The sequence below is a fragment of the Parasphingomonas halimpatiens genome (assembly GCF_036663795.1).
Taxonomy (GTDB): domain Bacteria; phylum Pseudomonadota; class Alphaproteobacteria; order Sphingomonadales; family Sphingomonadaceae; genus Sphingomonas.
In genome coordinates this window covers 227,634-254,249 of the sequence record NZ_JAXOJP010000002.1, presented here as the reverse complement: position 1 = coordinate 254,249, position 26,616 = coordinate 227,634, and the positions used below count along the sequence as shown (strand labels likewise).

The window sequence follows — 26,616 nt, the reverse complement described above, 5'->3', positions numbered from 1 at the left end:
TTCGAGCGTCCTCGGGAACCGCAGTCGCGGACTCATACGCTCATCGTCGCGCGGGTATCCACCCTGCGCGAAGGGCATCCCGCAAAGTCCGCCCCGGCGATGGCGGCTGTCGCACCGGCGCGTCGGACAGCGCGCGGGCGATGCCTTGCGGGTGAAATTGACGGCGCAATTCGCGCCCCGCAGAAAGCGGCCGATGTTCGCGGCAGCAAGGCAATGCGCATGACTCTGACACTGGCCGACACGGCGCTGCTGCGCGCGCAATGCTTCGTCGATGGGGCGTGGATTGGCGACGGGACGATCGCCGTCGACGATCCCGCGACATGCGAGACGCTGGCGCTGGTGCCGTCGCTCGACGCAGATCAGACACGTGCGGCCATCGCGGCCGCCGAAGCCGCCCTGCCGGCATGGCGCGCAAAGACGGCGGGCGAGCGGTCGCGCCTGCTGCGCCGCTGGTTCGAGCTGATCATGGCCGCGCAAGACGATCTGGCGATGATCCTGACGCGCGAACAGGGCAAGCCGCTGGCGGAGGCGAAAGGCGAGATCGCCTATGCCGCTTCCTTCATCGAATGGTTCGCCGAAGAAGCCAAGCGCATCTATGGCGAGGTGATCCCCAGCCACCGCGCCGACAGCCGCATCGTCGTGATCCGCCAGCCGGTCGGCGTGGTCGCCGCGATCACGCCGTGGAACTTCCCCGCCGCGATGGTCACGCGCAAGGCCGCGCCGGCACTCGCGGCCGGGTGCACGATGGTGCTGAAGCCCGCCACGCAGACGCCGCTCAGCGCGCTCGCCCTGGCGGTGCTGGCGGAGCGGGCAGGGATCCCCAAGGGTGTGTTCAACGTGGTCACCGGATCGTCGCGGGTGATCGGCGCGGAACTGACCGGAAGCGCAGTGGTGCGCAAGCTGAGCTTCACCGGCTCGACCGAGGTCGGCAAGACGCTGATGGCGCAGTGCGCGCCGACGATGAAGAAACTGTCGATGGAACTGGGCGGCAATGCCCCTTTCATCGTCTTTGCCGATGCCGATCTGGATGCTGCGGTCGAGGGCGCGATCGCGTCCAAATATCGCAACAGCGGGCAGACCTGTGTGTGCGTCAACCGCATCCTGGTGCAGCGCGAAGTGGCGCCGGCGTTCGAGGCGAAGCTGGTCGCGGCGGTGGCCCGGCTGAAGGTCGGGCCCGGCGTGGGCGAAGGCGTGATGCAGGGGCCGCTGATCGACGACAATGCCGTCGCCAAGGTCGAGGAGCATATTGCCGACGCCCTCGCCAAGGGCGCGCGCCTGGTCGCCGGGGGGCACCGCCATCCGCTGGGCCATAGCTTCTTCGAGCCGACGATCGTGTCCGGGTGCACGACCGATATGGCGCTGGCCAGCGAGGAGACCTTCGGGCCGCTCGCGTCGATCTTCCTGTTCGACACCGAGGAAGAGGCGGTTGCCTTGGCCAATGACAGCGAGGTCGGGCTCGCGGCGTATTTCTACACCCGCGATCTCGCGCGCACCTGGCGCGTCGGCGAGGCGCTGGAGGTCGGCATCGTCGGGATCAACACAGGAATCATCTCGACCGAGGTCGCGCCGTTTGGCGGAATCAAGCAATCGGGCATGGGCCGTGAGGGATCGCGGCACGGGATCGAGGATTATGTCGAGATGAAGTATCTCTGCATGGCGGGGATGTGAACATGTCGTCGCGCCATCTGGTCGATCCGGGGCTGTGGGTCGGGCTCGAGATGATGCCGACGATGGGCTTCTCGCAAGAGATGCTGTCGCCGACGCGAACGATGATGGCGCAGATGGTCGCGTCGCGACGACCGGTCGAGCATCCCGACATAGTGTCCGTCGAACGGCATATCGACGGGCCGGACGGCAACGACATTCTGCTGATGGTGCACAGGCCGCGTGCTGCTGTGGGGCCGCTGCCGGCGGTGCTGCACATCCATGGCGGTGGCTATGTGATCGGCTCGGCCGAGATGTCCGTTGCGAGCAACCAGCGCACCGCCGCGGATGTCGGATGTGTCGTCGTGTCGGTCGACTATCGGCTTGCGCCCGAAACGCGCCATCCCGGCCCGGTCGAGGATTGCTGGGCCGCGCTGCAATGGGTGATCGGGCAGGCCGCGGCACTCGACGTCGATCCGGCGCGCATCGCCGTGATGGGCGAGAGTGCCGGTGGCGGCCTTGCCGCGGCGCTGGCATTGATGGCCCGCGACCGCGGCGTGGCCGCGGCGCACCAGCATCTGATCTATCCGATGATCGACGATCGCACCTCGTTCGGCGACCCGCATCCCTATACGGGCGAATTCGTCTGGACGGCGGAGTCAAACCGCTTCGGCTGGACGGCGCTGCTGGGAGAAGGCGCCGGCGGCGAGGGTGTCGATGCCTATGGCGCCGCGGCACGCGCGACCGATCTGACGGGCCTGCCACCTACCTATATTGCGGTTGGTGCGCTCGATCTCTTTGTGGAAGAGGATATCGACTATGCGCGGCGCCTGCTGCGCAGTGGCGTGCCGACCGAACTGCACGTTTATCCCGGTGCGTTCCACGGTTTCGACATCGCAGTCGAGGCCGGAGTGACGAAAACCGCATATCGAAATTCGCTCGCGGCGCTGCGCCGCGCGCTCCACCCGACGGAAGAGGCAAGACAATGAATGTGAACGGCGTAGCGGCGATCGTAACGGGTGGCGCATCGGGCCTCGGCAACGCAACTGCGACGATGCTCGCAGCGGCGGGCGCGAAGGTGGCGATCTTCGATCTCAACGAGGAGGTCGGCGCAGCCGCTGCCGAAAAGCTGGGCGGCGCCTTCTTCAAGGTCAATGTGGCGGACGATGCCAGCGTCGCCGAAGCGCTGGAGGCGGCCGAGGCGGTGCATGGGCCAGCGCGGATCCTGGTCAATTGCGCGGGCGTCGCGCCGGCCATCCGCATCGTCAACAAGGAGGGCGTGGCGCATCCGCTCGACGCCTTTCGCAAGACGGTCGAAGTCAATCTGATCGGCACGTTCAACATGATCTCGAAATTCGCCGCGCGGTTGATCGCGGCAAAGATCGGGGGCGAGGAAGCGGGCGTGATCGTCAACACCGCCTCGGTCGCTGCCTATGACGGGCAGATCGGGCAAGCGGCCTATGCCGCGTCCAAGGGCGGCGTGGTCGGCCTGACGCTGACCGCGGCGCGCGATCTCGCACAGCACCGCATCCGCGTGGTGACCATCGCGCCGGGTATCTTCCTCACACCCATGCTGATGGGGCTGCCGCAGGCCGCGCAGGATTCGCTCGGGACGCAGGTCCCCCATCCAAGCCGCCTCGGCAAGCCAGAGGAATATGCCCAGATGGTCGACGCGATCGTCGCCAATCCGATGCTCAACGGCGAAGTGATCCGGCTCGACGGCGCCATTCGCATGGCACCGCGCTGAACGCCGGCAACGGGAGAGACGAGATGACCGATTTCGTAGTGGCCGATTGCGGCATCCGGCAATTGCACGCCAGGTTCGTCGATGCGGTGTGGCGGCAGGACGCGACGACCTTCGCCGCGTGCTTCGCGACCGACGGCGTGTGGAAGATCGCCGGCATGGTGATCACCGGGCGCGACGAAATCGGCGAGGCCTGTAGCAAGCTGCTCGGCCGCTGCGAGCGGATCCAGCTCGTCATCGGGCAACCGATCCTCGAGGTTGGCGACGGCACGGCCATCGGCCGCTTGCAGGTCACCGAATTTGCCAAGAAGCATGACAGCACCAGCGCGATCACCTTCGGCACCTATTATGATCGCTATGTCGAGCAAGACGGCGCGTGGCGGTTCCAGTGGCGTCACTGGAGCATGGCCTATCACGGCCCGGTCGACATGAGCGGCAGCTATGTCGTGCCGCCCGATTACGGGCCCTTTCCGGCGATGCCGGGGGTGGACGAGCCCACTTTCGTGCGAAAGGTTCTCTGACATGGCGGTCTCGCTCGATCGGCGATCCCGGCGCGACTGCGATGTGCGCAAGGTGACTCCGGGGGTGTTTTTCGCCGAGGCGTTTCCAGGGCTCGCCGCGGCGCATGGCGCGCTTGTCGCCAGGGCGATGCTCGCACTTGATGCGCCGCCGCTGACGATCGAGGTCGGCGATGCGTGCTGGACGATGGCGCGCGACGGCAACGGGATTTCCGTGCGTGACGGCAGTGCCGAGGGAGCGCTGGTCGTGACGCTCTCGCCCGAGCAATTTTCCGACTGGGCGCAAAATCAGACGTCGTTCAACGGCTTCATGACGGCGCGCAACCTGTCGGTACGGGGCGGCGGCGCCGCCGAGGTTTCGCTGTGGGATTCACTGTGGCTCGGCCTGCTCGAGGGCTGGCCGGTGGTCGACGATGCGCTGACCTTCCTCGATCGCCACGGCGCGCCGCTCGACCTGGCGCAGAGCTTCACCCAAGGAGATGACACCGACGACATCCGGCACTTCCTGCGCGAGGCCGGCTTTCTTCGGTTGCGGGGCTGGCTCGATCCGGCGGATATGGACGCGATTTCAGCAGACATGGACCGGGTGCTGCCCGACTATGTCGAGGGTGACGGAAAATCGTGGTGGGCGACGCTGGCGGACGGGTCGCGCGTTTGCGTGCGGCTCCAGGAATTTGTTGCGCACTCGCCGACCACAGCGCGGATATTGTCGAGCGAACGCTGGGATCGGCTCCGCACCCTGCTGGGGGGCGCGGATACCCTGGTGCGCGCGCCCGTCGAAGGGCGTATCATCGAGGCGCTGATCAAACCTGTGGGCGTCATGTCGGGGCCCTCCGACCTGTCGTTTCATCGCGATTGTCACCTCGGTCGCCACGCCTATAAATGCGCGACGCTGACGATCGGCGTATCGCTCAGCGACAGCGGTGAACAGAATGGCGGCCTGCGCGTGATCGCCGGCTCGCATCGTGTGTTGATGCCGGTCGAGATCGCCAGGACGCGCCCCTATCTTCCGGTCGTCGCGCTCGACACCGACAAGGGCGATCTGACCGTCCATCTTTCCTGCACGCTGCACGAGGCGACCGCGCCGAAAACCACCGAGCGCCGGGTCATGTACACCGACCTGACGCTGGAAGCGCTGCCGGGGGCCGACGCCGGGGAGTCGGCGGCGCTGCTGAAAATCCGCGAACAAGTCAGCGACTTGCACCGCGACCGGGGCCTGCGCCCCGCCTGACCTCGACCGGCCGGCGCCGTCCCCCCGGCCGGCAACTCATCGCTCCGGCGAATTCGTGCGCCGCACCGGGCGTGCTAGGGCAGCTCTAATAGACGCAGCTGTTGATTGAGCTGCTGACGAGCAAGAGACCGGAGCGGATATGACCTGCCTGCCATCACGGACGCCCGCGGCCGATGAAATCGATATCCCCGCGCTCAAGGCGCGCTATGCCCATGAACGCGACAAGCGCATCCGGCGCGAGGGACAGGAGCAATATTCCCGGCCGACTGGCGAGGTGGTCGAGGATTATGTCACCGATCCGCACATGCCGGTGATGCCGCGCGAACCGATCTCCGAGGATATCGACGTCATCATCCTGGGCGCGGGCTGGTCGGGGATCATGGCCGCCTATCATCTCGCCAAGGCTGGCATCACCAGCTTCCGCAATCTGGATGGCGCGGGTGACTTTGGCGGGGTGTGGTACTGGAACCGCTATCCCGGCATCCAGTGCGACAACGAATCCTATATCTACCTGCCGCTGCTCGAAGAAACCGGCTTCATGCCGTCGCGCAAATTCGCCGACGGACGCGAGATCCAGGGTTATGCGCGCGCGATCGCCGAGAAGTTCGACTTCGCCGACAAGGCGCTGTTCCACACCCAGGCGAATGGCCTGCGCTGGGATGCCAGCATCAATCGGTGGCGCGTCTTCTCGAACCGCGGCGACGACATCCGCGCGCGCTTCGTGATCATCGCCAGCGGCGTGCTCAACATGCCCAAATTGCCCGGCATTCCCGGCATCGAGAAGTTCAAGGGCAAGATGTTCCACAGCGCGCGCTGGGACTATGGTTATACCGGCGGCTCGCACGAAAATCCGGTGCTCGACAAGCTCGCCGACAAGCGCGTCGCGGTCGTCGGTACCGGCGCCACGGCGATCCAGATCGTCCCGCATCTCGCGCGTTACGCCAAGAAACTCTATGTCGTGCAGCGCACCCCTTCGAGCGTCGACGAGCGCCCCAACCCGCCGACCAATCCGGACTGGGTCAAGGCGCTGCAGCCGGGCTGGCAGAAGGATCGACAGGCCAATTTTCATCGCGCGGCAATGGAGGCGTTCCATCCCGGCGAGGAAGATCTGATCTGCGATATCTGGACCGAGATCAGCCGAAACCTCGCCGCCGAGATGGAGGCGGAGGGCTGGCCCGCGCTGACGCCCGAACAGTTCTTGGCGAAGCGCGACGTCGTCGAATTCCGCGTGATGGAGCGGCTCCGTCGCCGCGTCGACGATCTGGTCGACGACCCCGCCACGGCGGAGGCGCTCAAGCCCTATTACCGGTTCCTGTGCAAGCGCCCGCTGTCGAGCGACGAATATTACCCGGTCTTCAACCAGCCGAATGTCGAACTGGTCGATGTCTCTCTGACCAAGGGCGTCGAGGCGATGACCGAGAAGGGCTTCATCGCCGGCGGCCGGGAATATGAGGTCGACTGCATGATCTTTGCCAGCGGCTTCGAGGTGACCAGCGATCTCGAGCGGCGCTGGGGCATCGACACGATCGAGGGACGTGACGGCGCGTCGATCTACCAGCATTGGGCCGATGGCCCGAAGACCTTTCACGGCGTGATGACGGCGGGTTTCCCGAACCAGTTCTACATGGGTTATATCCAGGGCGGCCTGAACGCGTCGGTGACCGAGCAGAACCGACGACAGGGCTATCACATCGCCCATATCATCAGCGAGGCGCTGAAGCGCGACGTCGCGGTGGTCGAGCCGACCCAGGCGGCGCAGGACGCCTATGTCGAGCATTTCGAGGGCCACGAAATCGACCTCTCGGCTTTCTCGCGCGAGTGCACGCCGAGCTATTTCAACAATGAGGGCGAGGGAGACGGAAAGGCGAAATGGCGCCTGTTCCGCAGCTACGGACCTGGCTGGGACGCTTTTCAGACATTGCTCGCTGAGTGGCGCGCAAGGGGCGACATGGAAGGGCTGTCACTGACGAAATGAGGCGCGGGATCGCTCGGGCGTTGATTGCCGGAACGAGGCCGGAAAGGCTGGACTTCGGCAGGTGATTTCCGAAGAACCGCCATGCGCGCCGCCGTTTGGACCGAAGGGAAGGACGCCGTGAACAAGCCAGTCAACATCGCTGAGGAAGACCTGACCGAACCGCTGACCTATCCGGTCGAGGCATTTCTGTCGCGCGACTATGCGCAGGCCGAAAAGGACAGGCTCTGGCCGAAGGTGTGGCAGGTCGTCGAGCGCGTCGAGGACTTCAAGGAGGTCGGCGACTTCGTCACCTACAACATCGCCGATGATTCGATCATCGTGATCAAGACCGGCGAGGCGAGTTTCAACGCGTTCCAGAACGTCTGCCCGCATCGGGGCCGGCAGCTGATCGACACGCCCGACGACGCGCACAGCGTGCGCGGCAACCGGCGCAATTTCGTCTGCGGTTTCCACGGCTGGACCTTCGATACCGAAGGCAACAACATCTATGTCCTCGATCCGCAGGACTGGAAGGGTGCGCTGACACCCGATCGGACCTGCCTGTCGCGCGTCAAGGTCGACACCTGGAGTGGCTGGCTGTGGATCAACATGGATTCCGGGTGCGAGCCCCTGGTCGATTTTCTCGGCCGGGCAGGGGAGCTCCTGTCGCACTTCGAGATGGACAGGATGCGCTATAAATGGCGCAAATGGGTGGTCTATCCCAGCAATTGGAAGACCGCGCTCGAAGCGTTCATGGAGCCCTATCACGTCGCGGGCACGCACACCCAGCTGCTCGCCCACGCGGAATATTACGCCTACAGCGCGGCCTATGACCTTCATGGCGTGAGCGGCTTCGACCAGAAGGGTCTCGAAGCCAAGATGAGCGAAGGGTCGACCGTGACGCGCGCCGGCAAGGGCGACGATCCGCGCGTCTCGACCTATGAACTGATCCGCGAAAATTATGAGACGCTGAACCATGCGGCCTCGACCCAGACGCTGGTCGAAGCCGCCAGCCGGTTGAAGGACGAGCTTCCCGAAGGCGCGTCTGCGCCGGAGGTGATTGCGCACTGGCTGAAATCGGCCAAGGCGGACGATGCCGCGCGGGGTGTGGCCTGGCCGGAAATTCCGCCCGCCGTGGTGGCCGAAGCTGGTCTCGCCTGGCACATCTTCCCCAACATGTCGGTGCTTCAGGGTATCACCTTTGCCCTTTGCTATCGCACGCGCCCCTTCGGCGATGACCCGAATATGTGCATCTTCGAATCCTATGCGATCGAGCGCTATCCCGAGGGCGCCGAGCCCGCGACCGAGTGGGAATGCGCCGAGCCGACCGCCGAGAATTGGGGTGCCATCCTCGCGCAGGATTTCTCGAACATGCGCTGGGTGCAGAAGGGCATGAAATCGCGCGGCTTCCGCGGGCCGCTGCCTAACCCGCACCAGGAACGCAAGATCACCAATTTCCACCGCAATCTGGCCAAGTTCATGGGAACGGGCGAACCGAGGTTACTGAAATGAGCTACGACGACCCCAAGCCGGCCCCCAAGCCGGCCACTGCGACCTCGGACCTCAAGCTGAAGGCGGGCGGCACGCCGGTCTACAAGCGCATCCTCGATTTGTTCGAGGCGGAAGGGATCAAGACGTTGTTCGGCATTCCCGATCCGAACTTCGTCCATATGTGCCTCGAAGCCGAGCAGCGCGGCTGGACCGTGGTGTCGCCGCATCACGAGGCTGCGGCCGGTTTCATGGCCGAGGCGGCATCGCGCATCACCGGCAAGCCCGCTTTGTGCTTCGGCACATTGGGCCCGGGCCTTGCGAACATGATGCCCGCGATCCAGTGCTGCAAGGTCGAGAATTCGCCGGTGATCTTCCTCGGCGGACAGCGCGCGCGCGTCACCGAACGCCGCGTGCGCCGGGGGCGCATCCAGTTCGTGCGGCAGGAGCCGATGATCGAGGATTCGGTCAAATATTCGGGCGCGATCGAATATGCCGATCAGACCGACGAGGTGGTCCGCGAGGCGATCCGCGTCGCGATGTCGGGGACGCCGGGGCCGACCTATGTCGAATATCCGAGCCACATCATCCTCGAGGAACTGGACGTGCCGCCGGTGCTGCCGCCGCATCGCTATCGCCTCACCAACCAAGGCGCCGATGGCGACCGCATCGCCGAGGCGGCCAGGCTGATCCTCGCCGCGAAGAACCCGATCCTGCTGGTCGGCCACGCGGTGCACACGACCAAGTCGGGCGCGGCGGTGAAGGAACTGGCCGAGCTGATGAATTGCCCGGTCATCCAAACCTCGGGCGGCACCAGCTATATCGCAGGACTCGAGGACCGGACCTTCCAGTACGTCTTCTCCGACGCCTCGATCGAGGCGGTGGAGGCCTCGGACTGCGTCGTCGCCCTGGCCACCGAGCTCGGCGAGCCTGTGCATTTCGGGCGCTGGCGGCATTGGCATGCCGGCGAGGCGAACCGCAAATGGATCTATGTGCAGCAGGATCCCACCGCGATCGGCGTCAACCGCCCGATCGACGTGCCGCTGGTCGGCGACGTGCGCGCGGTCGTGCCGCAGCTGAGCCGCGCGCTCGGCAAGGGACGCGCGGCTGGACCCGCTCTCGCCAAGTTCATGAAGGACGGGCAGGCCGAGCTCGACAGCCTCGCCGCGGAGACGCTGACCAAGAGCGACGGCACCGGCGAGGTGCCGATCCACACCTCGCGCTTCATCGTCGAGGCGACCAAGGCCTTCCCCAAGGACGGCATCATGATCCGCGATGGCGGCGCCTCGGTCATCTTCGGCTGGACCTATAATCAATGCAAACCGAACGACGTGATCTGGAACCAGAATTACGGGCATATCGGCACTGGCCTGCCCTATGCGACGGGCGCCATGCTCGCCGATATCGCGGAGACCGGCGTAACGCGTCCGGGCATGCTGGTGACGTCGGATTCGTCCTTCCTGTTCCACATCGCCGAACTGGAGGTGGCGGTGCGCCGCAACCTGCCGCTGGTCTGCGTGGTGGCGGTCGATTTCCAATGGGGCCTCGAAGTCGGCGTGTACAAACGCACCTTCGGTCTCGGCACCGCCGAGACGGGCACGCACTGGAGCAACAAGGTGCGCTTCGACAAGATCGCCGAGGGGCTGGGCGCCTACGGCCAATATGTCACCACGGCGGACGAGATCGGCCCGGCGATCGCGCGCGCCTATGCTCATGGCGGCCCGGCGGTGATCCATGTCCCGATCGACCCCAAGGCGAATTCGGAAGAGATGCCGAAATACGACAAGTTCCGCACCTGGTACGCCGAGGGCACGCAATAGACTTTCGACCAGAGGCAAACGCCCGGTGACGATCAGGAGACGGACATGCGCGAATATCTGAAATTCTACATCGATGGCGCATGGGTCGACCCGGTCGAACCGAAGACGGCGGAAGTGATCAATCCCGCGACCGAGGAAGTCGCCGGCGTGATCGCTTCCGGGTCGCCCGCAGATGTCGACAAGGCAGTGGGGGCGGCGCGCAAGGCCTTCGCCAGCTGGTCGCAGGTCACGCGCGAGCAGCGGCTCGATCTGCTCGGCGCGATCCAGGCGGAATATGCCAAGCGCCAGACCGAGCTCGGCGACGCGATCATGGAAGAGATGGGCGCGCCGTCGTCGCTCGCGCATGGTTTCCATGTCGGGCTCGGCGCGGGGCATCTGCAGACCGCGATCGAGGTGCTGCGCGAGTTCAAGTTCGACGAACAACGTGGTGCGACGATGATCGCGCGCGAGCCGATCGGCGTGTGCGCGCTGATCACGCCGTGGAACTGGCCGATGAACCAGACCTGCGTGAAGATCTTTCCGGCGCTGGCGACGGGCTGCACGATGATCCTGAAGCCGCCGCAGCTGGCGCCGTTCTCGGCGCAGATCCTGGCGGAAATCCTGCACGCGGCGGGCGTGCCGGCCGGCGTGTTCAACATGGTGCAGGGCTCAGGCGGCGTGATCGGCACGGCGCTTTCGACCCACCAGGACGTCGATATGGTGTCCTTCACCGGATCCGAACTGGTCGGCGTGCAGATCCAGAAGGATGCGGCGACCACCGTCAAGCGCGTCGGGCTCGAACTGGGCGGCAAGAGCCCGTTCATCGTGCTCGACGACGACGCCTTCGCGCAGAATGTCGCGGGCGCGACGGCGGGCATGATGGGCAATTCCGGCCAGACCTGCAGCGCCGGTTCCCGTCTGCTGGTGCCTGCGGCGCGGCTGGACGAGGCGAAAGCGGTGTCGAAGGCGGCGGCGGACGGCGTCACGGTCGGCGATCCGAAAGGCAATGTCGCAATGGGGCCGGTCGTCTCCAAGGCGCAGTTCAACATCATCCAGGACTACATCCAAAAGGGTCTCGACGAGGGCGCGACATTGGTCGCCGGCGGTCTCGGCCGCCCCGGCGGGATCGACAAGGGCTGGTTCGTGAAGCCCACGGTGTTTGCCGGCACCAACGACATGGTAATTGCGCGCGAGGAGATCTTCGGGCCGGTGCTGGTGATCATCGGTTATGACGATATCGATCATGCGGTCGAGATCGCCAACGACACGAATTTCGGGCTCGCCGGCTATGTGAACGGCAGTGACCTCGATCTGTGCCGGGCGGTCGCGCGGCGGATGCGCACGGGCTGGATCAGCATCAATGGCGGGTTCGATTTCCACGCCCCGTTCGGTGGCTACAAGCGCAGCGGCAACGGCCGCGAATGGGGCGCGTTCGGCTTCCATGAATATGTCGAGATCAAGTCGCTGCTCGGTTACGCGCCCGCCGGATGACCACACTGCTCAGCCGCTATAGCGCCCCCGCCGCCGCTACCGCTGTCGCTGTCGATGGCTGGACGCTGTCGCGCTTGACGCCGCCGAGCCGATTATACGGGGCCAACGGGCTGCGCACCGGCGCCGACGGGCGGCTCTATGTCGCGCAGGTCACCGCCAGCCAGATCAGCGCGGTCGATATCGAGACCGGGCTGGTCGAGGCGATCAGCCCGATGGGCGGCAAGATCGTTGCGCCCGACGACATCGCGTTCGACGAGGCGGGCAACATCTACGCCACCGAGATCACCGAGGGCCGCGTGTCGATGCTCGCCCCGGACGGCACGGTGCGCGTGATTCAGGGCGACATGCCGGTCGCCAACCCGATCACCTATCATCAGGGCCGGCTGATCGCGGGCGAGTGCCGGATCGGGGCGCGGATCATGGAACTCGATCGCGACGGCGGCGCGCCGCGCGTGATCCTCGAGGGCGTGCCGATGGCAAACGCCTTCGATGTCGGGCCCGACGGGATGCTGTATTTCCCGGTCATGGGGACAAACGAGATCTGGCGGGTCAGCCTCACCGGTGGCGCGCCCGAGGTTGTGGCGGGCGACCTTGGCGTGCCGGACTCGGTCAAGTTCGATTCCAAAGGGCGGATCGTCTCGACCCAGGTAGCGAGCGGTCAGGTGCTGAGGATCGATCCGCGTAGCGGCGCTCGCGAAGTGCTCGCCGAGCTCGGCCCGGGGCTCGACAATGTCAGTTTTGTCGGAGACCGGATCTTCGTCTCCAGCATCCCCGGCGAGATCACCGAAATCCTTGGTGGCGGGCAGGTGCGATCCGTCATTCCGCGCGGCTTGCAATGGCCGCTCGGGCTGGCAGTTGGAGCGGACGACGGTTTGTTCGTCGCCGATGGGGCGTTCGGTTATACACTCGCGCCGGGCGGCGGGCTCGTGCTGGCGGGGATGATCTTCTATCCCGGCTGCCCTGGCTATCTGCGCGGCGTCGTCTCGTCCGGACCAGGGGAGTGGGTGGTGACGACCGGTCTCGGCGCCGTCGCGCGTTACCGGCCGGGGGCGGGCGAATCCGACATGATCGCGACCGGATACGACCAGTTGATGGGGGTCGATATCGCGCGTGACGGGTCGATGGTCTTTGCCGAATATGCTGGCGGACGATTGCTGTCGGCGCTGGGTGGCGATGTCACGGAGCTCGCCACTGGCCTCGACAAGCCGATGGGCGTGGCGATCGACAGCGACGGTGTCGTCTATGTCACCGAAGCAGGGGCGGGTCGCGTGGTGAAGGTCGCCGGCGGCAAAGCCCAGACCGTCGTCGACGGATTGTCGTGTCCGCAGGGGCTGGCTGCGCATGGGGGGAAGCTGTTCGTGGTCGATGCCGTTGCCAAGGCGCTGTTCGAGATCGACCCCGAGGCGCGGACCTCGCGTGCCATCGCGACCGACCTGCCGGTCGGTGCGCCGGCTGGCGTAACGCCCAAGTTCCTTGGTTCGATCGGCGATATGGCCGGGCCGATGATCCCGTTCGCCGATGTCGCGGTGGCGGGGGACGGCACGCTGTACGTCTCGGGAGACGCGGAAGGCAGCGTGCTGATGCTGCGTCGGGTCGCCGCATGATCGACATGATGTACATGAAGCACTGGGCATCTTGCGTTGCGTGTCGCGGGGCGCCACGCCGATCGCGGAGCTCGAGGTGTTCGCGGAGAAGGCGGTGGCACTTCAGGCGCGGGCGCGCGCGCTGCATGGACGCTGCCTGATCCTGGTCGATGCCAGCGAAACCGCGGTCCATACGCAGGAAACCGCGGCGGCCTTCTCGGCCCTGGCTGAATCAAAGAGGCAGGCCGGCGATCGCAGCGCGATCATCATGCATTCGGCGATTGCCAAGTTGCAGTCGCAGCGGATGGCTCCGAAGGACGCCACGGGCTATTTCACCAATGAGAAGGACGCGCTGGCCTGGCTGCTGACGGACCCCGCGACGCCCTGATCGCAGGTCAGTCCGTCGCGACAGGCAGCGTTCGCACCAGTTCCAGCACTCGTGCGGCCAGTTCGACGCGGCAGATCAACAGGTCGGGCAGATAGGTGTCCTCCGCGTTGTAACGCAGCGGCGACCCATCGACGCGGCTGACGTGCAGGCCGGCCGCCTGCGCCACGGCGACGGGTGCGCAACTGTCCCATTCATACTGGCCGCCGGTGTGCAGGTAGATTTCCGCCTCGCCGCGCACGACCGCCATCGCCTTGGCCCCGGCCGAACCCATCGCAACGAGCTCGCCGCCCAGCGCCTCGGCCACCGCGACCGCCTCGCGCGCCGGGCGCGTGCGGCTGACCAGCATCCGTGGCGGATCCTGTGCCGGCGGCAGGGTAGGGGGCGCTTCCGAGGTCAGCGTGACCCCGAGCCCCGGCAGCGCCACCGCGCCGATCGTCGCCACGCCGTCGATCGCCAGTCCGATATGCACCGCCCAGTCGGGCCGGCCCTCGCCATATTCGCGCGTCCCGTCGACCGGATCGATGATCCACACACGGCTATGCGTGAGCCGCGAGCCGTCGCATTTCATTTCCTCCGATAGCAGGCCGTCATCGGGGCGTTGCTCGCGGATGGCGTGGACCAGGAACTGGTTGGCGGTCTGGTCACCCGCCTTGCCCAGCGACTTGTCGGAGAATAGCCCGGCCTCACGCACGGCGAGCAACAGTTTGCCGGCGGTGTCGGCCAGATGCGCGGCGAGATCGACGTCGGTCATGGTGCCTTTCATTTGAGCGGCATGATCTGGCGCACGATATACTCCGCCGCCTCGGCCGGCGTTATTTCGACCGTGTTGACCCGGATGTCGGCGTTCAATGGGACCTCGTAGGGGCTGTCGATACCGGTGAAGTTCTTCAGTGCGCCCGCACGGGCCTTTTTATAGAGGCCCTTGACGTCGCGCGCCTCGGCCACTTCCAGCGGCGTGTCGACGAAGATCTCGATGAACTCACCCTCCGGCAGCATCGACCGCACCATGTCGCGCTCGGCACGGAACGGCGAGATGAACGCCGTCAGCACGATCAGCCCGGCATCCGCCATCAGCTTGGCCACCTCGCCGACGCGGCGGATATTCTCGATCCGGTCCGCTTCCGTGAACCCGAGATCCTTGTTCAACCCGTGCCGGATATTGTCGCCGTCGAGCAGGAAAGTGTGACGGTTCATCAGGTTGAGCGACTTCTCGACCTCGTTGGCGATGGTCGATTTGCCTGACCCCGACAGGCCGGTGAACCATAGCACGCGCGCCTTCTGGTTCTTCAGATCGGCATGCGCCTGGCGCCCGATATCGGTCGGCTGCCAGTGGACATTTTGCGCGCGCCGCAGGCTGAAGTGGAGCATGCCCGCCGCGACGGTGGCGTTGGTGATCTTGTCGATAAGGATGAAGCCGCCGAACGTGTGGTTGTCGGCATAGGGTTCGAACACGATCGCGCGGTCGGTCGTTACCTCGGCCACACCGATGGCATTGAGCTCCAGCGTCTTCGCCGCGAGATGCTCCATCGTGTTGACGTTGACCTGGTATTTCGGCTCATGGACCGTCGCTGACACCATCTGCGTTCCCAGCTTCAGCCAATAGGCGCGGCCAGCGGTCAGCGGCGCATCGTCCATCCACACGATCGTCGCCTCGAATTGGTCGGCGGTTTCGGGCGGCGTGTCGGCCGAGGCGATGACGTTGCCACGCGAGCAGTCTATCTCGTCGGCGAAGGAGAGCGTGACGGATTGGCCGGCAACGGCTTCGTCCAGATCGCCGCCAAGCGTCGTGATACGGCTGATCGTCGACGTCTTGCCGCCCGGCAGCACGCGGATCGCGTCACCGGGTTTGACCGAGCCGCTGGCGATCTGGCCGGAAAAGCCGCGGAAATCGAGGTTGGGGCGGTTGACCCATTGCACGCCCATACGGAACGGCTTGGCCTGATCCTCGTCGACGCCGACCTCGACGCTTTCGAGATGCTCCATCAGCGTCGGGCCGTCATACCATGGCATATTGTCCGACTTGAGCGAGATGTTGTCGCCCTTGAAGCCGGAGATCGGCATCGGGGTGAAGGCGGTGATGCCGATGCTCTCGGCAAAGGCGGTATAGTCGGCGAGGATCGCCTCGTAGCGGGCCTGATCATAGCCGATCAGGTCCATCTTGTTGATCGCCAGCACGAGGTTCTTGATGCCGATGAGGTGCGCGAGATAGGAATGGCGTCGGGTCTGCGTCAGCACGCCCTTGCGCGCATCGATCAGGATCACGGCGAGGTCGGCGGTCGAGGCGCCCGTCACCATGTTGCGGGTATATTGCTCGTGGCCCGGCGTGTCGGCGACGATGAACTTGCGTTTCTCGGTCGAGAAGAAGCGATAGGCGACGTCGATCGTGATGCCCTGCTCGCGCTCGGCGGCGAGGCCGTCGACCAGCAGCGCGAAATCGATTTCCTGCCCCTGCGTGCCGACCCGCTTGCTGTCCGCCTCGAGGGCGGCGAGCTGGTCCTCGAAGATCATCTTCGAATCGTACAGCAGGCGCCCGATCAGCGTCGACTTGCCATCATCCACGCTGCCGCAGGTGATGAAGCGCAGCATCGTCTTGTGCTGGTGCTGGTCGAGATAGGCGTCGATGTCCTCGGCGATCAGCGCCTCGGTCTGGTAGACCGATTGTTCCGCAGTCGTGGCCATCAAAAATACCCTTCCTGCTTCTTCTTTTCCATGCCCGCGCCGCCGGCATCCTTGTCGATCGCGCGACCTTGCCGTTCGCTGGTGGTAGTCAGCAGCGTTTCCTGGATGATCTCGGACAGGGTCGAGGCGGTGCTCTCGACCGCGCCAGTCAGCGGGTAGCAGCCGAGGGTGCGGAAGCGGATCGAGCGTTCGACCGGCACCTCGCCGGGCTTGAGCGGGAAACGGTCGTCATCGACCATCAACAGCATGCCGTCGCGCTCGACCGTCGGGCGCTTGCCGGCGAAATAGAGCGGGACGATCGGCACGTTGTTGAGCTGGATATATTGCCACACGTCGAGCTCGGTCCAGTTCGAGATCGGAAACACGCGGATGCTTTCGCCCTTGTTTTTGCGGGCGTTGTAGAGGTTCCATAATTCCGGGCGCTGGTTCTTCGGGTCCCACCCATGGCTCGCGGTGCGGAACGAGAAGATGCGTTCCTTGGCGCGGCTCTTCTCTTCGTCGCGCCGCGCCCCGCCAAAGGCCGCGTCGAAGCCATATTTGTCGAGCGCCTGCTTCAGCCCCTCGGTCTTCCACATGTCGGTGTGGAGCGCACCATGGTCGAACGGGTTGATGCCGCGGTCCATCGCTTCCTGATTGTGATAAACCAGCAATTCCATGCCGCTCTCCGTCGCCATGTGATCGCGAAGCTTGTACATCTCCTGAAACTTCCAGGTCGTGTCGACATGGAGCAGCGGGAAAGGCGGGGGCGAGGGGTAGAAGGCCTTGCGCGCGAGATGCAGCATCACGGCCGAATCCTTGCCGACCGAATAGAGCATGACCGGCTTGTCGGCCTCGGCGACGACCTCACGCATGATGTGGATCGCCTCGGCTTCCAGGCGTTCCAGATGGGTTAGTGTCCTGGTCATCGTCTAAGTCTCCGCGAGGCGCCTTGCCCCGAGCCGGTAGGATCCGGCAATCAATGCATTTTTGGAGGCGGGAATGCGCAGCTATCCCGCCGCCAGTTTCACGTCCACGTCCGCGATTTCGGCTTTCAGCCACATCGTCTCGCTGAGGTTCTTTCCCGAGCTGGCGGCGGCAAGTGATTCGAGCGCGGCCTTGCGCACGTTAAGCGCCGAGGCGTCTGCCGGCGCGGCGGAAAGCGCAATGTCGACGAGGTGCAACGCCTCCAGCAGCTTGCCGGCAGCGACATGTTCATGCGCGCGATCGGTCAGCGCAGCGCATCCAGCGAGTTCGGCAACGTCGGCATCGACCGAGGAGCGCGGCACGGCGAACAGTTCGGTGGTGCCGTCGGCATAGTGGAACCACCCGGCATTCTCTTCCCATATCGCGCGAACCACCCATGACGTCTTGCCGTGGAACTCGCCGATCTGGCCGTCTTCCGGCAAGGTGATCTCGCGCATCAGTTCGTGGACCGTCCTGCCGGCGTTCATTCCCGCGATCGTCTCGCGTTCGATATGCGTGACAGCGGCGCGCATCGCATCGAGATCGGCACGGATCTTCGCCGCACCACGGATCGGTTCGCCGTGACCGGTGACGACGAGCTCGGGCTCGAGCGCACGCACTGCCTCCAGCGAGGCGAGATAGGCGCGCACGAGGCGCGGGCGATCGCCGCGGATGGTGACGAGGTTGGGCATGGCGCGCCACACCGGACCGAACAGGTTGCCGGTGAAGATCGTGCGCTCCTCCGGCATCCAGACGAATACCGCGCACAATGTTTCGCCGCCCGGCGTCTTGACCACCTCGAACTTCCGGCCGCCCTGCTCGAAGGACAGCCTGTCCGACACCTCGATATCGGGCACGATCTTGGGCGGCACGGGTGGAGGGCCGTTGCGACGGGTCATCGAGGCCCATAATTTGCCCGAACGGCGCGCAAGGAACGGGGCGAGCTTGTCGAAATACTCGGCTGTCTCGGTGAAACCTGCGCCGGCGATGACCTCGGTGCCGTCCTCGCGTTGTTCGGGGAGCGCGCCATAATGGTCGGCATGGCTTTGCGTCAGGATGATGCGCCTGAGCGGGCCTGTGCGGTGCGGCGCGAACAGATCCTTGTTGCGCTGGCCGTTGCCGATGAAGCCGGTATTGATCAGCAGGTCACCATCCGCGGTGGTGACGAGATAGGCGTTGGAGATGTCCTTCACCATGAAGATGGTATCGGTGATCGCCTCGGCCTCGGTCTGGCCTGCGCCCGCGGTGACCAGCGCGCCGAGCGGGGTTTGCTTGTTGTCGCTCATGCGTCGCGTCCCTCGAAGCGGATCATGACCTTCGCCGATTGCGGCGTCGCGGCGATCTTCAGGCCATCAAGCACCTCGCCGAACGGCAGAGTGTGGCTGATCAGCATGGCGATCGTGTCGCGCAGGCGCGGCATCGCGGCGATGACGTCGGGAAATTCGGTCGGGTATCCAACCGCGGTGGTGATCGTCATCTCGCTGGTCAGCATCGGTCCGGCGGGCAGTTCGATCGGCTTCAGATAGGCGGCGGTGATGACGTGACGCGCATGGCGCTTGGCCATGCGCACGACATCGCCGAGGATCGAGGGCGCGCCGGCGGCATCGATATAGGCATCGGCCGAGGCGCGTTCGCGGCCGAAATACATTTCCGCGCCGTGCAGCGCCTTGACCTGCGCGGTCAGGTCTTCGGTTGCGGGGTTGATCGTGCGAGCGCCAAGCGTCCTGGCGCGCTCCAGCCGCTCTTCGGCGAGGTCTACCGCGACGACGTCGCACCCGCGATCGACCGCCCACATCACCATGCCGAGGCCGATCGGGCCGCAGCCGAAGATAACCAGCTTGTCACCCGCCTTGGCCTCTGCGCGATTGACGCCGTGCAATGCGACCGCGAGCGGCTCGCACATCGCCGCGACGTCATAGGAGATGCCTTCGGGGATCGGCAGCAGGCTGTCGTTCAGGCGACCGTCGCGGACCAGCAACTCCTCCGTGAATGCGCCTTCGGGGCCGCCGCTGCCGATGAAACTCGGCGTGTTCATCGGGTTGACGATCACCTTCTGGCCGACATGCAGGCCCTCGACATCGCTGCCGACTTCGAGGATCTCGCCCGCGCCTTCATGGCCCAAAGCGGTGCGCGTGCCGGGCGTCGGGATGCCGCCATTCTTGATATAGGAAAGGTCGCTGCCGCAGATGCCGCATGCCTTCATCTTGACGACGACATCGTTCGCACCGGCGGCGGGGCGCTCATAGGGATCGAGCCGGACGTCATTGACGTCATGGATGGTCAGGCGGCGCATTTCAGCTCTCCGGCGTCAGAAGGCATAAGGTGGATAGATGGCACTGCCGCCGTCGATGACGATCGTATCGCCACTGTGGAAGCGCGATGCATCGCTGGCGAGATAGGCGCCGATCCCCTCGAAGTCGGCGATCGTGCCGGGGCGGCGGATCGGTGTCTTGGCGGAGAAATGCGCGTCGACCGCGGCCATGCGCGCCTGCATCTCCGGACTCTGTTCGGCGTCGCTGCCGATGCCGGTCTTGGTATAGCCCGGTGCGATGGTGTTGGCGCGGATCTCGTATTTGCCGAGTTCCGCCGCCATGCCGCGCACCGCGGCACCCATGCCGCCCTTGGAGGCGGCGTAATTGTTGATGCCGGGGATGCCGTGGAACATCGACAGGCTGCCGCAATAGACCAGGCTTCCGCCCGGCTCGCCCGCTTCCGCGCGCGCAACCATCGCCTTGGCGCCCTCGCGCAGCGTGAAGAACGCGCCGTGCAGGTTGACCGCCAGCAGGTCATGCCACTCGGCCGAGTCCAGCGTCAGCACCGACCGCGATTTGGACGCCCGGCCCGAATTGGCGAAGACGCAATCGATCCGGCCGAAATCGGCGAGCAACCTGGCATAGCCTGCAATGATCGCTTCCTCGGAAGACACATCGACCTGGTAGGTTTCGACCCGCCCGGCGCCGGCCGCTTCAAGCTGCGCCTTGGCCTCGGCATTCTTGTCCGCATTGCGTGCCCAGATCGCGATGTCGCCGCCCATCTTGGCGACGCCCAGCGCGAAGCCGAGGCCGATGCCGCCATTGCCGCCGGTCACCAAAGTCACCTTGCCGGTGCAATCGAAAAGAGCGTTCGCCATTCACATCCTCCTGGTGGCCCGGTTGGTTCGGGTCGATCGATGGTGTGAATGTGCAGGCAGAGCGCGCTCGTCGGCAATCGACCTGCCTATCGACGGCGGGCCATTTTATCGGCATATGGCCAAAGGGCGACATGCAGCGACATGGCGCGGGAGCGGTCGATGGAGGACACATTCACCAAATCGGTGTTCGAGGCGGAATTGCCGATCCCGCACGGGGTCGCGCGCATCATGCGCTTCGCCAACGACCGGCCGACCAACCACATCTTCCGTCGTGGTGCGCATTATTGGCTGGATCTGTGCCTGACGCCGCGGCCGGAACAGGCGCGCGGTTGTTATTCGGAACGCTGGGGGCCGCACCGGTTCGAGCGGCTTGGCGAAATCTTCCTCGTGCCGCCCGGCGAAGCGCTGCACGTGCGCACCGACGCGGGCGAGAACCAGGCATCGATCGCGTGCGAGATCCATGCCGATGCGGTCGATCGCTGGTTGACGCACGGGCTGGAATGGACCGACCGGCGGCTGGAGGGTGGGCTGGATATCGTCCATCCCTATATCCGCTCCTGCCTGTCGCGGCTGGCCGAGGAAGCACGGCATGGCGGTACCGGCAGCGCCGATCTGGCGGCGATGATCGCGGGGCAGCTGGCGATCGAGCTGGCGCGCTACCTCGAGGCGATTTCCGAGGGGCCGATCACCGGCGGGCTGGCGTCCTGGCGGCTGCGGTTGATCGACGAGCGACTGCATCGCGGCGGACCGCCGCCGTCGCTCGGCGAACTGGCGGAGCTTTGCAACGTCTCGATCCGGCAACTGACGCGCGGCTTTCGCTCCAGCCGCGGATGTACGATCGGCGACCATATCGCGCAAACGCGGATCGAGATGGCGAAGCGTGCCCTGGCAACCGAAGACAGCATCAAGTCGATCGCGTTCGGGCTGGGCTTTGCCTCGCCGTCGAGCTTTTCCTACGCGTTCGGGCGGGCGACGGGGATCACGCCGCTGCGCTTCCGTCAGCGCTTTTTGCGCACCCGTATCTAGGGGCAGGACCATCCGGACAAAGCGGACGATTTGCCCGCTGTTCCCCGCTGTTCCGCCGATAATTTTTTTGCGCGCTGTTTTGTTGGCGGGAATCTCCGGATTTACAGGCCGATATCAAATGCTTGGACTGCATTCGGCGGCGACGAATAACAACGTGGGAACAGCGGGATAACAGCGCAGGAACAGCGGATGTAACAGCCGGCGGGACAGCGGGCTTGCCCGCTGTTCCGCGCTGATCCTGTCGCATCATTCACGCTGAGAAGGAGCAGGGCGGGATGCCTGGAGGCATTTCGTCCGATCCCATCCTGCCATCGCCCTGCGGCGCGTCGAATCGCGCCATGACGGCCGCGACCCTAGCGGGCGCTCAATCCCGGATTGTCGTGATGCAACCGCAGACGCAGTGCGTTCTGATAATAGGCTACCGCCTGATATTGGCCGATCACGACGGGCAGTTCGATCAACTGCTGCTCGTCGTACCGCGCGGCAAGCGTCGCCCAGGTGGTGTCGGAGATCGTGGCGTCGGCGTATAATTCCTCCGCGGCGCGCAGGACCGCGCGGTCATGCTCGCTCCAGCCGGGTGCCGTCGATCCCGTGGTGATCGCTTCGATCTCCTCGCTGGTGATGCCGTGCTTTTTCGCGATCAGGACATGTTCGCCCCATTCATAGGGAGCGCGGCACAGCCAGCCGATGCGCAGGATGGACAGTTCGCGGTCCCGGCCCGGCAACGCGCCATGCCCAAGCAATTGCAGCCCGGTATTGGCCAATTGGGTGAACAGTGCCGGATGGCGCAACATGGTGCGCATGATCTCGGGCAAATTGGCGAGCATGGCGCGCGTGTCGGTCGCGCCACTGTCGTTCAGATCGGCGGCCTGGAGATCGGTCAGCGTCTCGGCTTCGCGCGACCCGACCACCGCGTTGATCGCGATCATGCTGGCGAGCAAGTCCGCCAGTTCGTCGGAGATTTCGTGCGCCTCGAGCGCAGCGATGCGTGGAGCGTCGGTCATGCCCTGGCTGATGCCACGAGCCGCTCGCTCTCGCGCCACAGGCGGTCGACCTGTTGGTCATCCAACGCCGCCGGGTTGGGCGGCATGACCTTGCGTTGATGATAATAGTTTCCGCTCGATTGCCCCGGCTCGTCGCCGATAGCGAGCCAGACAAGAGCGTCACCAGCGGCTTCCGGGCTGATCGCCTCGCGTGTGCGGATATGCGCCTGCGTGGCCGCGTCGGTATGGGTGATGAAGTTCGAGTCGACCGTGCCGGGGTGCTGCGCATGGACCACGATGCCGTCCTCGGCGAGGAGTCGGGCGAGCGCGCGCATGTGCATCACATTGGCGAGCTTCCCTTGGCAATAGGCGCGGCCGGCGACGAAATCGCCGAGCAGTTGCAGGTCGTCCCAATGCAGGCCGGGGATCATCTCGCTGCCGTCGGACGAGGTGTTGATGATCCGCACGCTGCCGGCCGGTGCGTCCAGCGCGGCAGCGCGCAGCAGCGGCAGCAGGCGATTGGTCAGCACGAACGGGCCGAGATGATTGCCGGCGAAATTCTGTTCCAGCCCCTCACTGGTCATCACCATGCGGTTCGCCATGCCGCCGGCGTTGTTGATCAATATGTCGATGCTTGGGGTCAGCGCGGCGATCTCATCGACGGCGCGTTCGGCTTCGGCGATAAGCGACAGATCCGCGCGGATCATGTCGACCTTGCCGGTCGCAGCGGCGCGGATTTCGGCTTCGGCGGCGGCGGTGCGCGTCGGATCGCGACCGAGCGCGATGACATGCCAGCCTTGTGCGGCAAGCGCTTTGGCCGTTTCCTTGCCGATGCCGGAACTGGCGCCGGTCACCACAGCGACGCGATGCGTCATCGATCTTCTCCCAATTTATGCCGCTACCTTCGGTCCGAAACTGGCGAGCGACAATCGCGCCTGGGGCCGGCATCGCGGGTGCGATGCCGTGTAGAATGGCGCGTCGGCTTCGTGGCCGGATTTGGATAGATCGGCTATCCAGCGACAGCCAAGCGGATTGGCGACGGCATCCGCGCTCCGCATGATGACGACAAAATACGACATTGGGAGAGAATGCTGTGAGCCAGATGCTCGTTGCCGACGCGCTGATCGAACAGGCCATGACGACGACCGGGCTCGACCGGTTCGATTCCGATTCATATCGCGAGGGACTGGATGTTCTCCTCGCCGACTATAATGCGAGCGACCATCCCGAGCCGCTGATCGAGCGCATGCGCGGCGGGCTCGCCCAGTCTCTGGTCGATCGGCTGAAAACGACCGACTATCTCGCCAATCGCCCCGAACTGCTCGATCGTCCCGTTGAACGGCCGCTGTTCGTGTTCGGCATGCCGCGCACCGGCACGACGTTGCTCAGCAACCTGCTCGCCTGCGATGCCGCGCGGCGCTCCGCGCTGACCTGGGAGATCGAGCAGCCGGTGCCGCCGCCGACGACCGCGACGCTGAAGACCGATCCGCGCGCGATCGCCAAGCTGGAACAGGAAAAGGCGATGCTCGCCGCGCGCCCGGAAATGGGCAAATATTATCGCAATTCGGCGGTCTATCCGAACGAATGCATGTTCTTCATGATCCATGACTTCAAGGGTCTGGCGCTCGAGTCTCGCGGCAAGTTGAAGGCGTATCGCGACTGGCTGTTCCAGACCGACATGAGTTCGGCCTACGCCTATCACAAGCGCTTCCTGCAACTCCTCCAGGCAGATGCCCCGGGTGCATGGAACCTCAAAATGCCGAGCCATGGCCTGTGGCTGGATACGCTGCTCGAGACCTATCCCGACGCGCGGCTCGTGTGGGCGCATCGCGATCCGTTCACCGCGACCAGCTCGTTCTGCTCCATCCTGTCGATGGCGCATATGGGCTATACCGGGAAGATCGATTACGAATGGCTCGGCGAGGATTGCTCCTACCAGGCGCAGCTGCACCTCGACCGCATCATGGATAGCCGCGAGGCGCTCGGCCACGACCGGATCGTCGATGTGCATTATGCCGATGTGACCCGCGACCCGATGGCCGCCATCCGCAAACTCTATGCCGACCTCGGCGATACGCTGACGCCGGAGGCGGAAGCGGCGATGCAGAACTGGCTCGACGAGAACCCGCAAGGCAAATTCGGCAAGCACGAATATGCGCTCGACCAATATGGTCTGTCGGTCGAGGCGCTGACGCCACGCTTCGGGCGCTATCTGTCGCAATATGACGTGGCGCGGGAGGGCTGATACGATGAGCATCGGCCGGCATTACCAGAACGCCTATGTCACGCGGGACGTCGACAAGGCCGTGGCGAGTTTCCGACGCCACGCCGATGTGCGCACGATCATGGAGATCGAGACCCCGGTCCAGGTGTGGACGCCGCAAGGGGAAGGGACGGGCGTGCAGAAGCTCGCCTTCGTGTGGGTCGAGGATCTGAATTACGAGCTGATCCAGCCCAAGGAGGGCGACGTCCTCGCCATCTACCGCGATGCTCTGCCCGCGGACGATGGGCTCGCCTTTCACCATGTCTGCCACGTCGTCGACGACTGGGACGCGGCGATGGCCAAGATCGCAGCGCAGCCATTCCCGATCGTGCTGAAGGGCGGCACCCCCGGTCTGTTGCAATTCGCCTATACCGATACGCGACCGTGGCTGGGCCATTATACCGAATATGTCTGGATGGTGCCGGAACGCTGGGCGGGCATGGGCGGGCGGTGAGCCTGCTCGCGCGTTACGGCCCCTGGGCCATTATCGCCGGCGCCTCGGAGGGTACCGGGCAGGCGTTTGCGCGACAACTGGCGGCGGCAGGGCTCGACTGTATCCTGATCGCGCGACGCGAAGCGCCGCTCATCGCGCTGGCGGACGAACTGCGCACGCAATACGGAATCGAATGCGTCACCGCGGCAATCGACCTTGCCAGGCCCGATGCATGCGACCTTGTCGTGGCGGCAGCTGAGGGTCGTGAGATCGGCCTGTTCGTCGCCAATGCGGGAGGCGACCCGAATGGCGCGCCGTTCCTCGACTGTCCGGTGGACGCCTGGGCCGAGCTGATCGCGCGCAATGTCACGACGACGATGCGCTGCTGCCACCACTTCGCCGGTCAGATGCGGGATCGCGGGCGGGGTGGACTGCTGCTGGTCGGTTCCGGGGCATGCTATGGTGGCGCGAGCAACATGGCGGTCTATGCCGGGACCAAGGCGTTCGAACTGTGTCTGGCCGAAGGGCTGTGGGGGGAGTTGGCGCCGTGCGGCGTGGACGTGCTCTACCTCTCGCTCGGGCGCACCGACACGCCGGAATTGCGCCGCTTTCTCAGCGAGAAGGGTCTGCCCGTACCGGACGGGCTCGCGTCGTCGGATGCAGTGGCCGAACAGGGGCTGGCGCGACTGCCCCATGGCCCGGTGCATAATTGGGGGCAAGACGACGACGATCTCGGGCGGTTGCCGCAATCGGCCGCGCAGCGCCGCGCGCGGGTCGAGATGATCGCCGCGGCGAGTCAGGCAATCTATGGCAAGAGATGACCAGGCTGCCGACCGGCACGCCATCACCGATCTGATCTACCGTTATTGCCGTGCGGTCGATCGACTCGATTATGAGCTCGGCTATTCCGTCTGGCACGACAACGGCACAGCCGATTACGGTGTCGAGGTATATCAGGGCAGCGGTCGCGGCTTCATCGATTTCGTCATCGGCCAGCATGGCCGGACTCTGGGTCATTCGCATCAGGTGACCAACATCATCCTCGAGCTGGATGGCGATCGGGCGGCGAGCGAAGCCTATCATATCGCGGCGCTGCGGATCATGCGCGACGGCCAGATGCACGAGATTACCGTCCGCGGCCGCTATATCGATCGCTGGTCGAAGCGGGACGGGCGGTGGGGGATCGACCACCGCATCACGATCCGCGACTTCGACGATATCCGCCCGGTCACGCCGCTGGGAAGCGTCACTGCCGGTCGCCGCGATCCGGGCGATCCGTCCTATGCCGTGTTGCGCGACCTGGCGCGAAGCGCCGGATGA

General features: G+C 65.1%; 24 protein-coding genes. 16 read left to right on the top strand and 8 right to left on the bottom strand.

Translation table 11 applies throughout. The annotated features are described in order from the left end of the window. The first annotated feature begins 219 nt into the window (after window positions 1–219). The 11 genes from U1839_RS03625 (at window position 220) to U1839_RS03575 (ending at window position 13,840) form a co-directional block, all read left to right on the top strand. On the top strand, window positions 220–1,668 hold the full coding sequence (locus U1839_RS03625; RefSeq protein ID WP_332802311.1) for an NAD-dependent succinate-semialdehyde dehydrogenase: 1,449 nt from the start codon (window positions 220–222) through the stop codon (window positions 1,666–1,668). A 2-nt stretch (window positions 1,669–1,670) separates the two neighbouring features. Further along, window positions 1,671–2,633, top strand: coding sequence for an alpha/beta hydrolase (locus U1839_RS03620; protein WP_332802310.1), 963 nt, complete (start codon window positions 1,671–1,673; stop codon window positions 2,631–2,633). Continuing rightward, entirely contained in the window at window positions 2,630–3,391 is a 762-nt protein-coding gene (locus U1839_RS03615) for an SDR family NAD(P)-dependent oxidoreductase (RefSeq protein WP_332802309.1), read from the top strand. Before U1839_RS03620 ends, U1839_RS03615 begins: the two co-directional genes overlap by 4 nt. A 23-nt stretch (window positions 3,392–3,414) precedes the next feature. Next, window positions 3,415–3,909, top strand: a complete 495-nt coding sequence (locus U1839_RS03610; RefSeq protein WP_332802308.1) for a nuclear transport factor 2 family protein — start codon at window positions 3,415–3,417, stop codon at window positions 3,907–3,909. 1 nt (window position 3,910) lies between these two features. After that, on the top strand, window positions 3,911–5,137 hold the full coding sequence (locus U1839_RS03605; protein ID WP_332802307.1) for a phytanoyl-CoA dioxygenase family protein: 1,227 nt from the start codon (window positions 3,911–3,913) through the stop codon (window positions 5,135–5,137). A 139-nt stretch (window positions 5,138–5,276) separates the two neighbouring features. After that, on the top strand, window positions 5,277–7,112 hold the full coding sequence (locus tag U1839_RS03600) for a flavin-containing monooxygenase (RefSeq protein WP_332802306.1): 1,836 nt from the start codon (window positions 5,277–5,279) through the stop codon (window positions 7,110–7,112). A 117-nt stretch (window positions 7,113–7,229) separates the two neighbouring features. Then, window positions 7,230–8,603 carry an aromatic ring-hydroxylating oxygenase subunit alpha gene (locus U1839_RS03595; RefSeq protein WP_332802305.1) on the top strand — a complete coding sequence of 458 codons (1,374 nt, stop codon included), beginning with the start codon at window positions 7,230–7,232 and terminating at the stop codon, window positions 8,601–8,603. Continuing rightward, the gene (locus tag U1839_RS03590; protein ID WP_332802304.1) at window positions 8,600–10,399 is read left to right on the top strand and encodes a thiamine pyrophosphate-binding protein; all 1,800 of its coding nucleotides are present in this window, start codon (window positions 8,600–8,602) and stop codon (window positions 10,397–10,399) included. Before U1839_RS03595 ends, U1839_RS03590 begins: the two co-directional genes overlap by 4 nt. 45 nt (window positions 10,400–10,444) lie before the next feature. After that, window positions 10,445–11,869, top strand: a complete 1,425-nt coding sequence (locus tag U1839_RS03585; RefSeq protein ID WP_332802303.1) for an aldehyde dehydrogenase family protein — start codon at window positions 10,445–10,447, stop codon at window positions 11,867–11,869. Continuing rightward, complete coding sequence (locus tag U1839_RS03580) at window positions 11,866–13,473, top strand: gluconolaconase (RefSeq protein WP_332802302.1); 1,608 nt, start codon at window positions 11,866–11,868, stop codon at window positions 13,471–13,473. Before U1839_RS03585 ends, U1839_RS03580 begins: the two co-directional genes overlap by 4 nt. A 76-nt stretch (window positions 13,474–13,549) precedes the next feature. Beyond that, a complete protein-coding gene (locus U1839_RS03575) occupies window positions 13,550–13,840 on the top strand; it encodes a hypothetical protein (RefSeq protein ID WP_332802301.1) in 291 nt (96 codons plus the stop codon). Window positions 13,841–13,847: 7 nt separating this feature from the next. Here the strand turns inward: U1839_RS03575 and U1839_RS03570 are convergent, their stop codons facing one another. From U1839_RS03570 to U1839_RS03545, 6 genes are all read right to left on the bottom strand, one after another. Further along, a complete protein-coding gene (locus U1839_RS03570) occupies window positions 13,848–14,591 on the bottom strand; it encodes a 3'(2'),5'-bisphosphate nucleotidase CysQ (protein ID WP_332802300.1) in 744 nt (247 codons plus the stop codon). A gap of 8 nt (window positions 14,592–14,599) precedes the next feature. Continuing rightward, a complete protein-coding gene (gene cysN / locus U1839_RS03565; RefSeq protein WP_332802299.1) occupies window positions 14,600–16,519 on the bottom strand; it encodes a sulfate adenylyltransferase subunit CysN in 1,920 nt (639 codons plus the stop codon). Next, window positions 16,519–17,424: a sulfate adenylyltransferase subunit CysD gene (gene cysD / locus U1839_RS03560; RefSeq protein ID WP_332802298.1), complete on the bottom strand. Its 906-nt coding sequence runs from the start codon at window positions 17,422–17,424 to the stop codon at window positions 16,519–16,521. The genes cysN and cysD overlap by 1 nt, the downstream gene beginning before the upstream one ends. A gap of 81 nt (window positions 17,425–17,505) precedes the next feature. Continuing rightward, window positions 17,506–18,747: an MBL fold metallo-hydrolase gene (locus U1839_RS03555; protein ID WP_332802297.1), complete on the bottom strand. Its 1,242-nt coding sequence runs from the start codon at window positions 18,745–18,747 to the stop codon at window positions 17,506–17,508. Continuing rightward, window positions 18,744–19,754 carry a zinc-dependent alcohol dehydrogenase gene (locus U1839_RS03550; RefSeq protein WP_332802296.1) on the bottom strand — a complete coding sequence of 337 codons (1,011 nt, stop codon included), beginning with the start codon at window positions 19,752–19,754 and terminating at the stop codon, window positions 18,744–18,746. Before U1839_RS03550 ends, U1839_RS03555 begins: the two co-directional genes overlap by 4 nt. A gap of 15 nt (window positions 19,755–19,769) precedes the next feature. Continuing rightward, entirely contained in the window at window positions 19,770–20,591 is an 822-nt protein-coding gene (locus U1839_RS03545; RefSeq protein WP_332802295.1) for an SDR family NAD(P)-dependent oxidoreductase, read from the bottom strand. A 159-nt stretch (window positions 20,592–20,750) separates the two neighbouring features. On the opposite strand from U1839_RS03545, the gene U1839_RS03540 reads away from it, so the two are divergent. Next, on the top strand, window positions 20,751–21,617 hold the full coding sequence (locus U1839_RS03540; protein ID WP_332802294.1) for a helix-turn-helix transcriptional regulator: 867 nt from the start codon (window positions 20,751–20,753) through the stop codon (window positions 21,615–21,617). A 353-nt stretch (window positions 21,618–21,970) separates the two neighbouring features. Here the strand turns inward: U1839_RS03540 and U1839_RS03535 are convergent, their stop codons facing one another. Both U1839_RS03535 and U1839_RS03530 read right to left on the bottom strand, forming a co-directional pair. Next, window positions 21,971–22,621, bottom strand: a complete 651-nt coding sequence (locus U1839_RS03535; protein WP_332802293.1) for a carboxymuconolactone decarboxylase family protein — start codon at window positions 22,619–22,621, stop codon at window positions 21,971–21,973. Further along, window positions 22,618–23,475: an SDR family NAD(P)-dependent oxidoreductase gene (locus U1839_RS03530; protein ID WP_332802292.1), complete on the bottom strand. Its 858-nt coding sequence runs from the start codon at window positions 23,473–23,475 to the stop codon at window positions 22,618–22,620. The genes U1839_RS03535 and U1839_RS03530 overlap by 4 nt, the downstream gene beginning before the upstream one ends. 227 nt (window positions 23,476–23,702) lie before the next feature. Between U1839_RS03530 and U1839_RS03525 the strand changes: the two genes are divergently transcribed. The 4 genes from U1839_RS03525 to U1839_RS03510 are packed head-to-tail and all read left to right on the top strand — an operon-like array spanning window position 23,703 to window position 26,616. Continuing rightward, window positions 23,703–24,845: a sulfotransferase family protein gene (locus tag U1839_RS03525; RefSeq protein ID WP_332802361.1), complete on the top strand. Its 1,143-nt coding sequence runs from the start codon at window positions 23,703–23,705 to the stop codon at window positions 24,843–24,845. A gap of 4 nt (window positions 24,846–24,849) precedes the next feature. Continuing rightward, window positions 24,850–25,317 (top strand): VOC family protein, encoded by a 468-nt coding sequence (locus U1839_RS03520; protein WP_332802291.1) that lies wholly within the window; start codon window positions 24,850–24,852, stop codon window positions 25,315–25,317. Beyond that, window positions 25,314–26,117, top strand: coding sequence for an SDR family NAD(P)-dependent oxidoreductase (locus U1839_RS03515; protein ID WP_332802290.1), 804 nt, complete (start codon window positions 25,314–25,316; stop codon window positions 26,115–26,117). The genes U1839_RS03520 and U1839_RS03515 overlap by 4 nt, the downstream gene beginning before the upstream one ends. Further along, on the top strand, window positions 26,104–26,616 hold the full coding sequence (locus tag U1839_RS03510) for a nuclear transport factor 2 family protein (protein WP_332802289.1): 513 nt from the start codon (window positions 26,104–26,106) through the stop codon (window positions 26,614–26,616). Before U1839_RS03515 ends, U1839_RS03510 begins: the two co-directional genes overlap by 14 nt.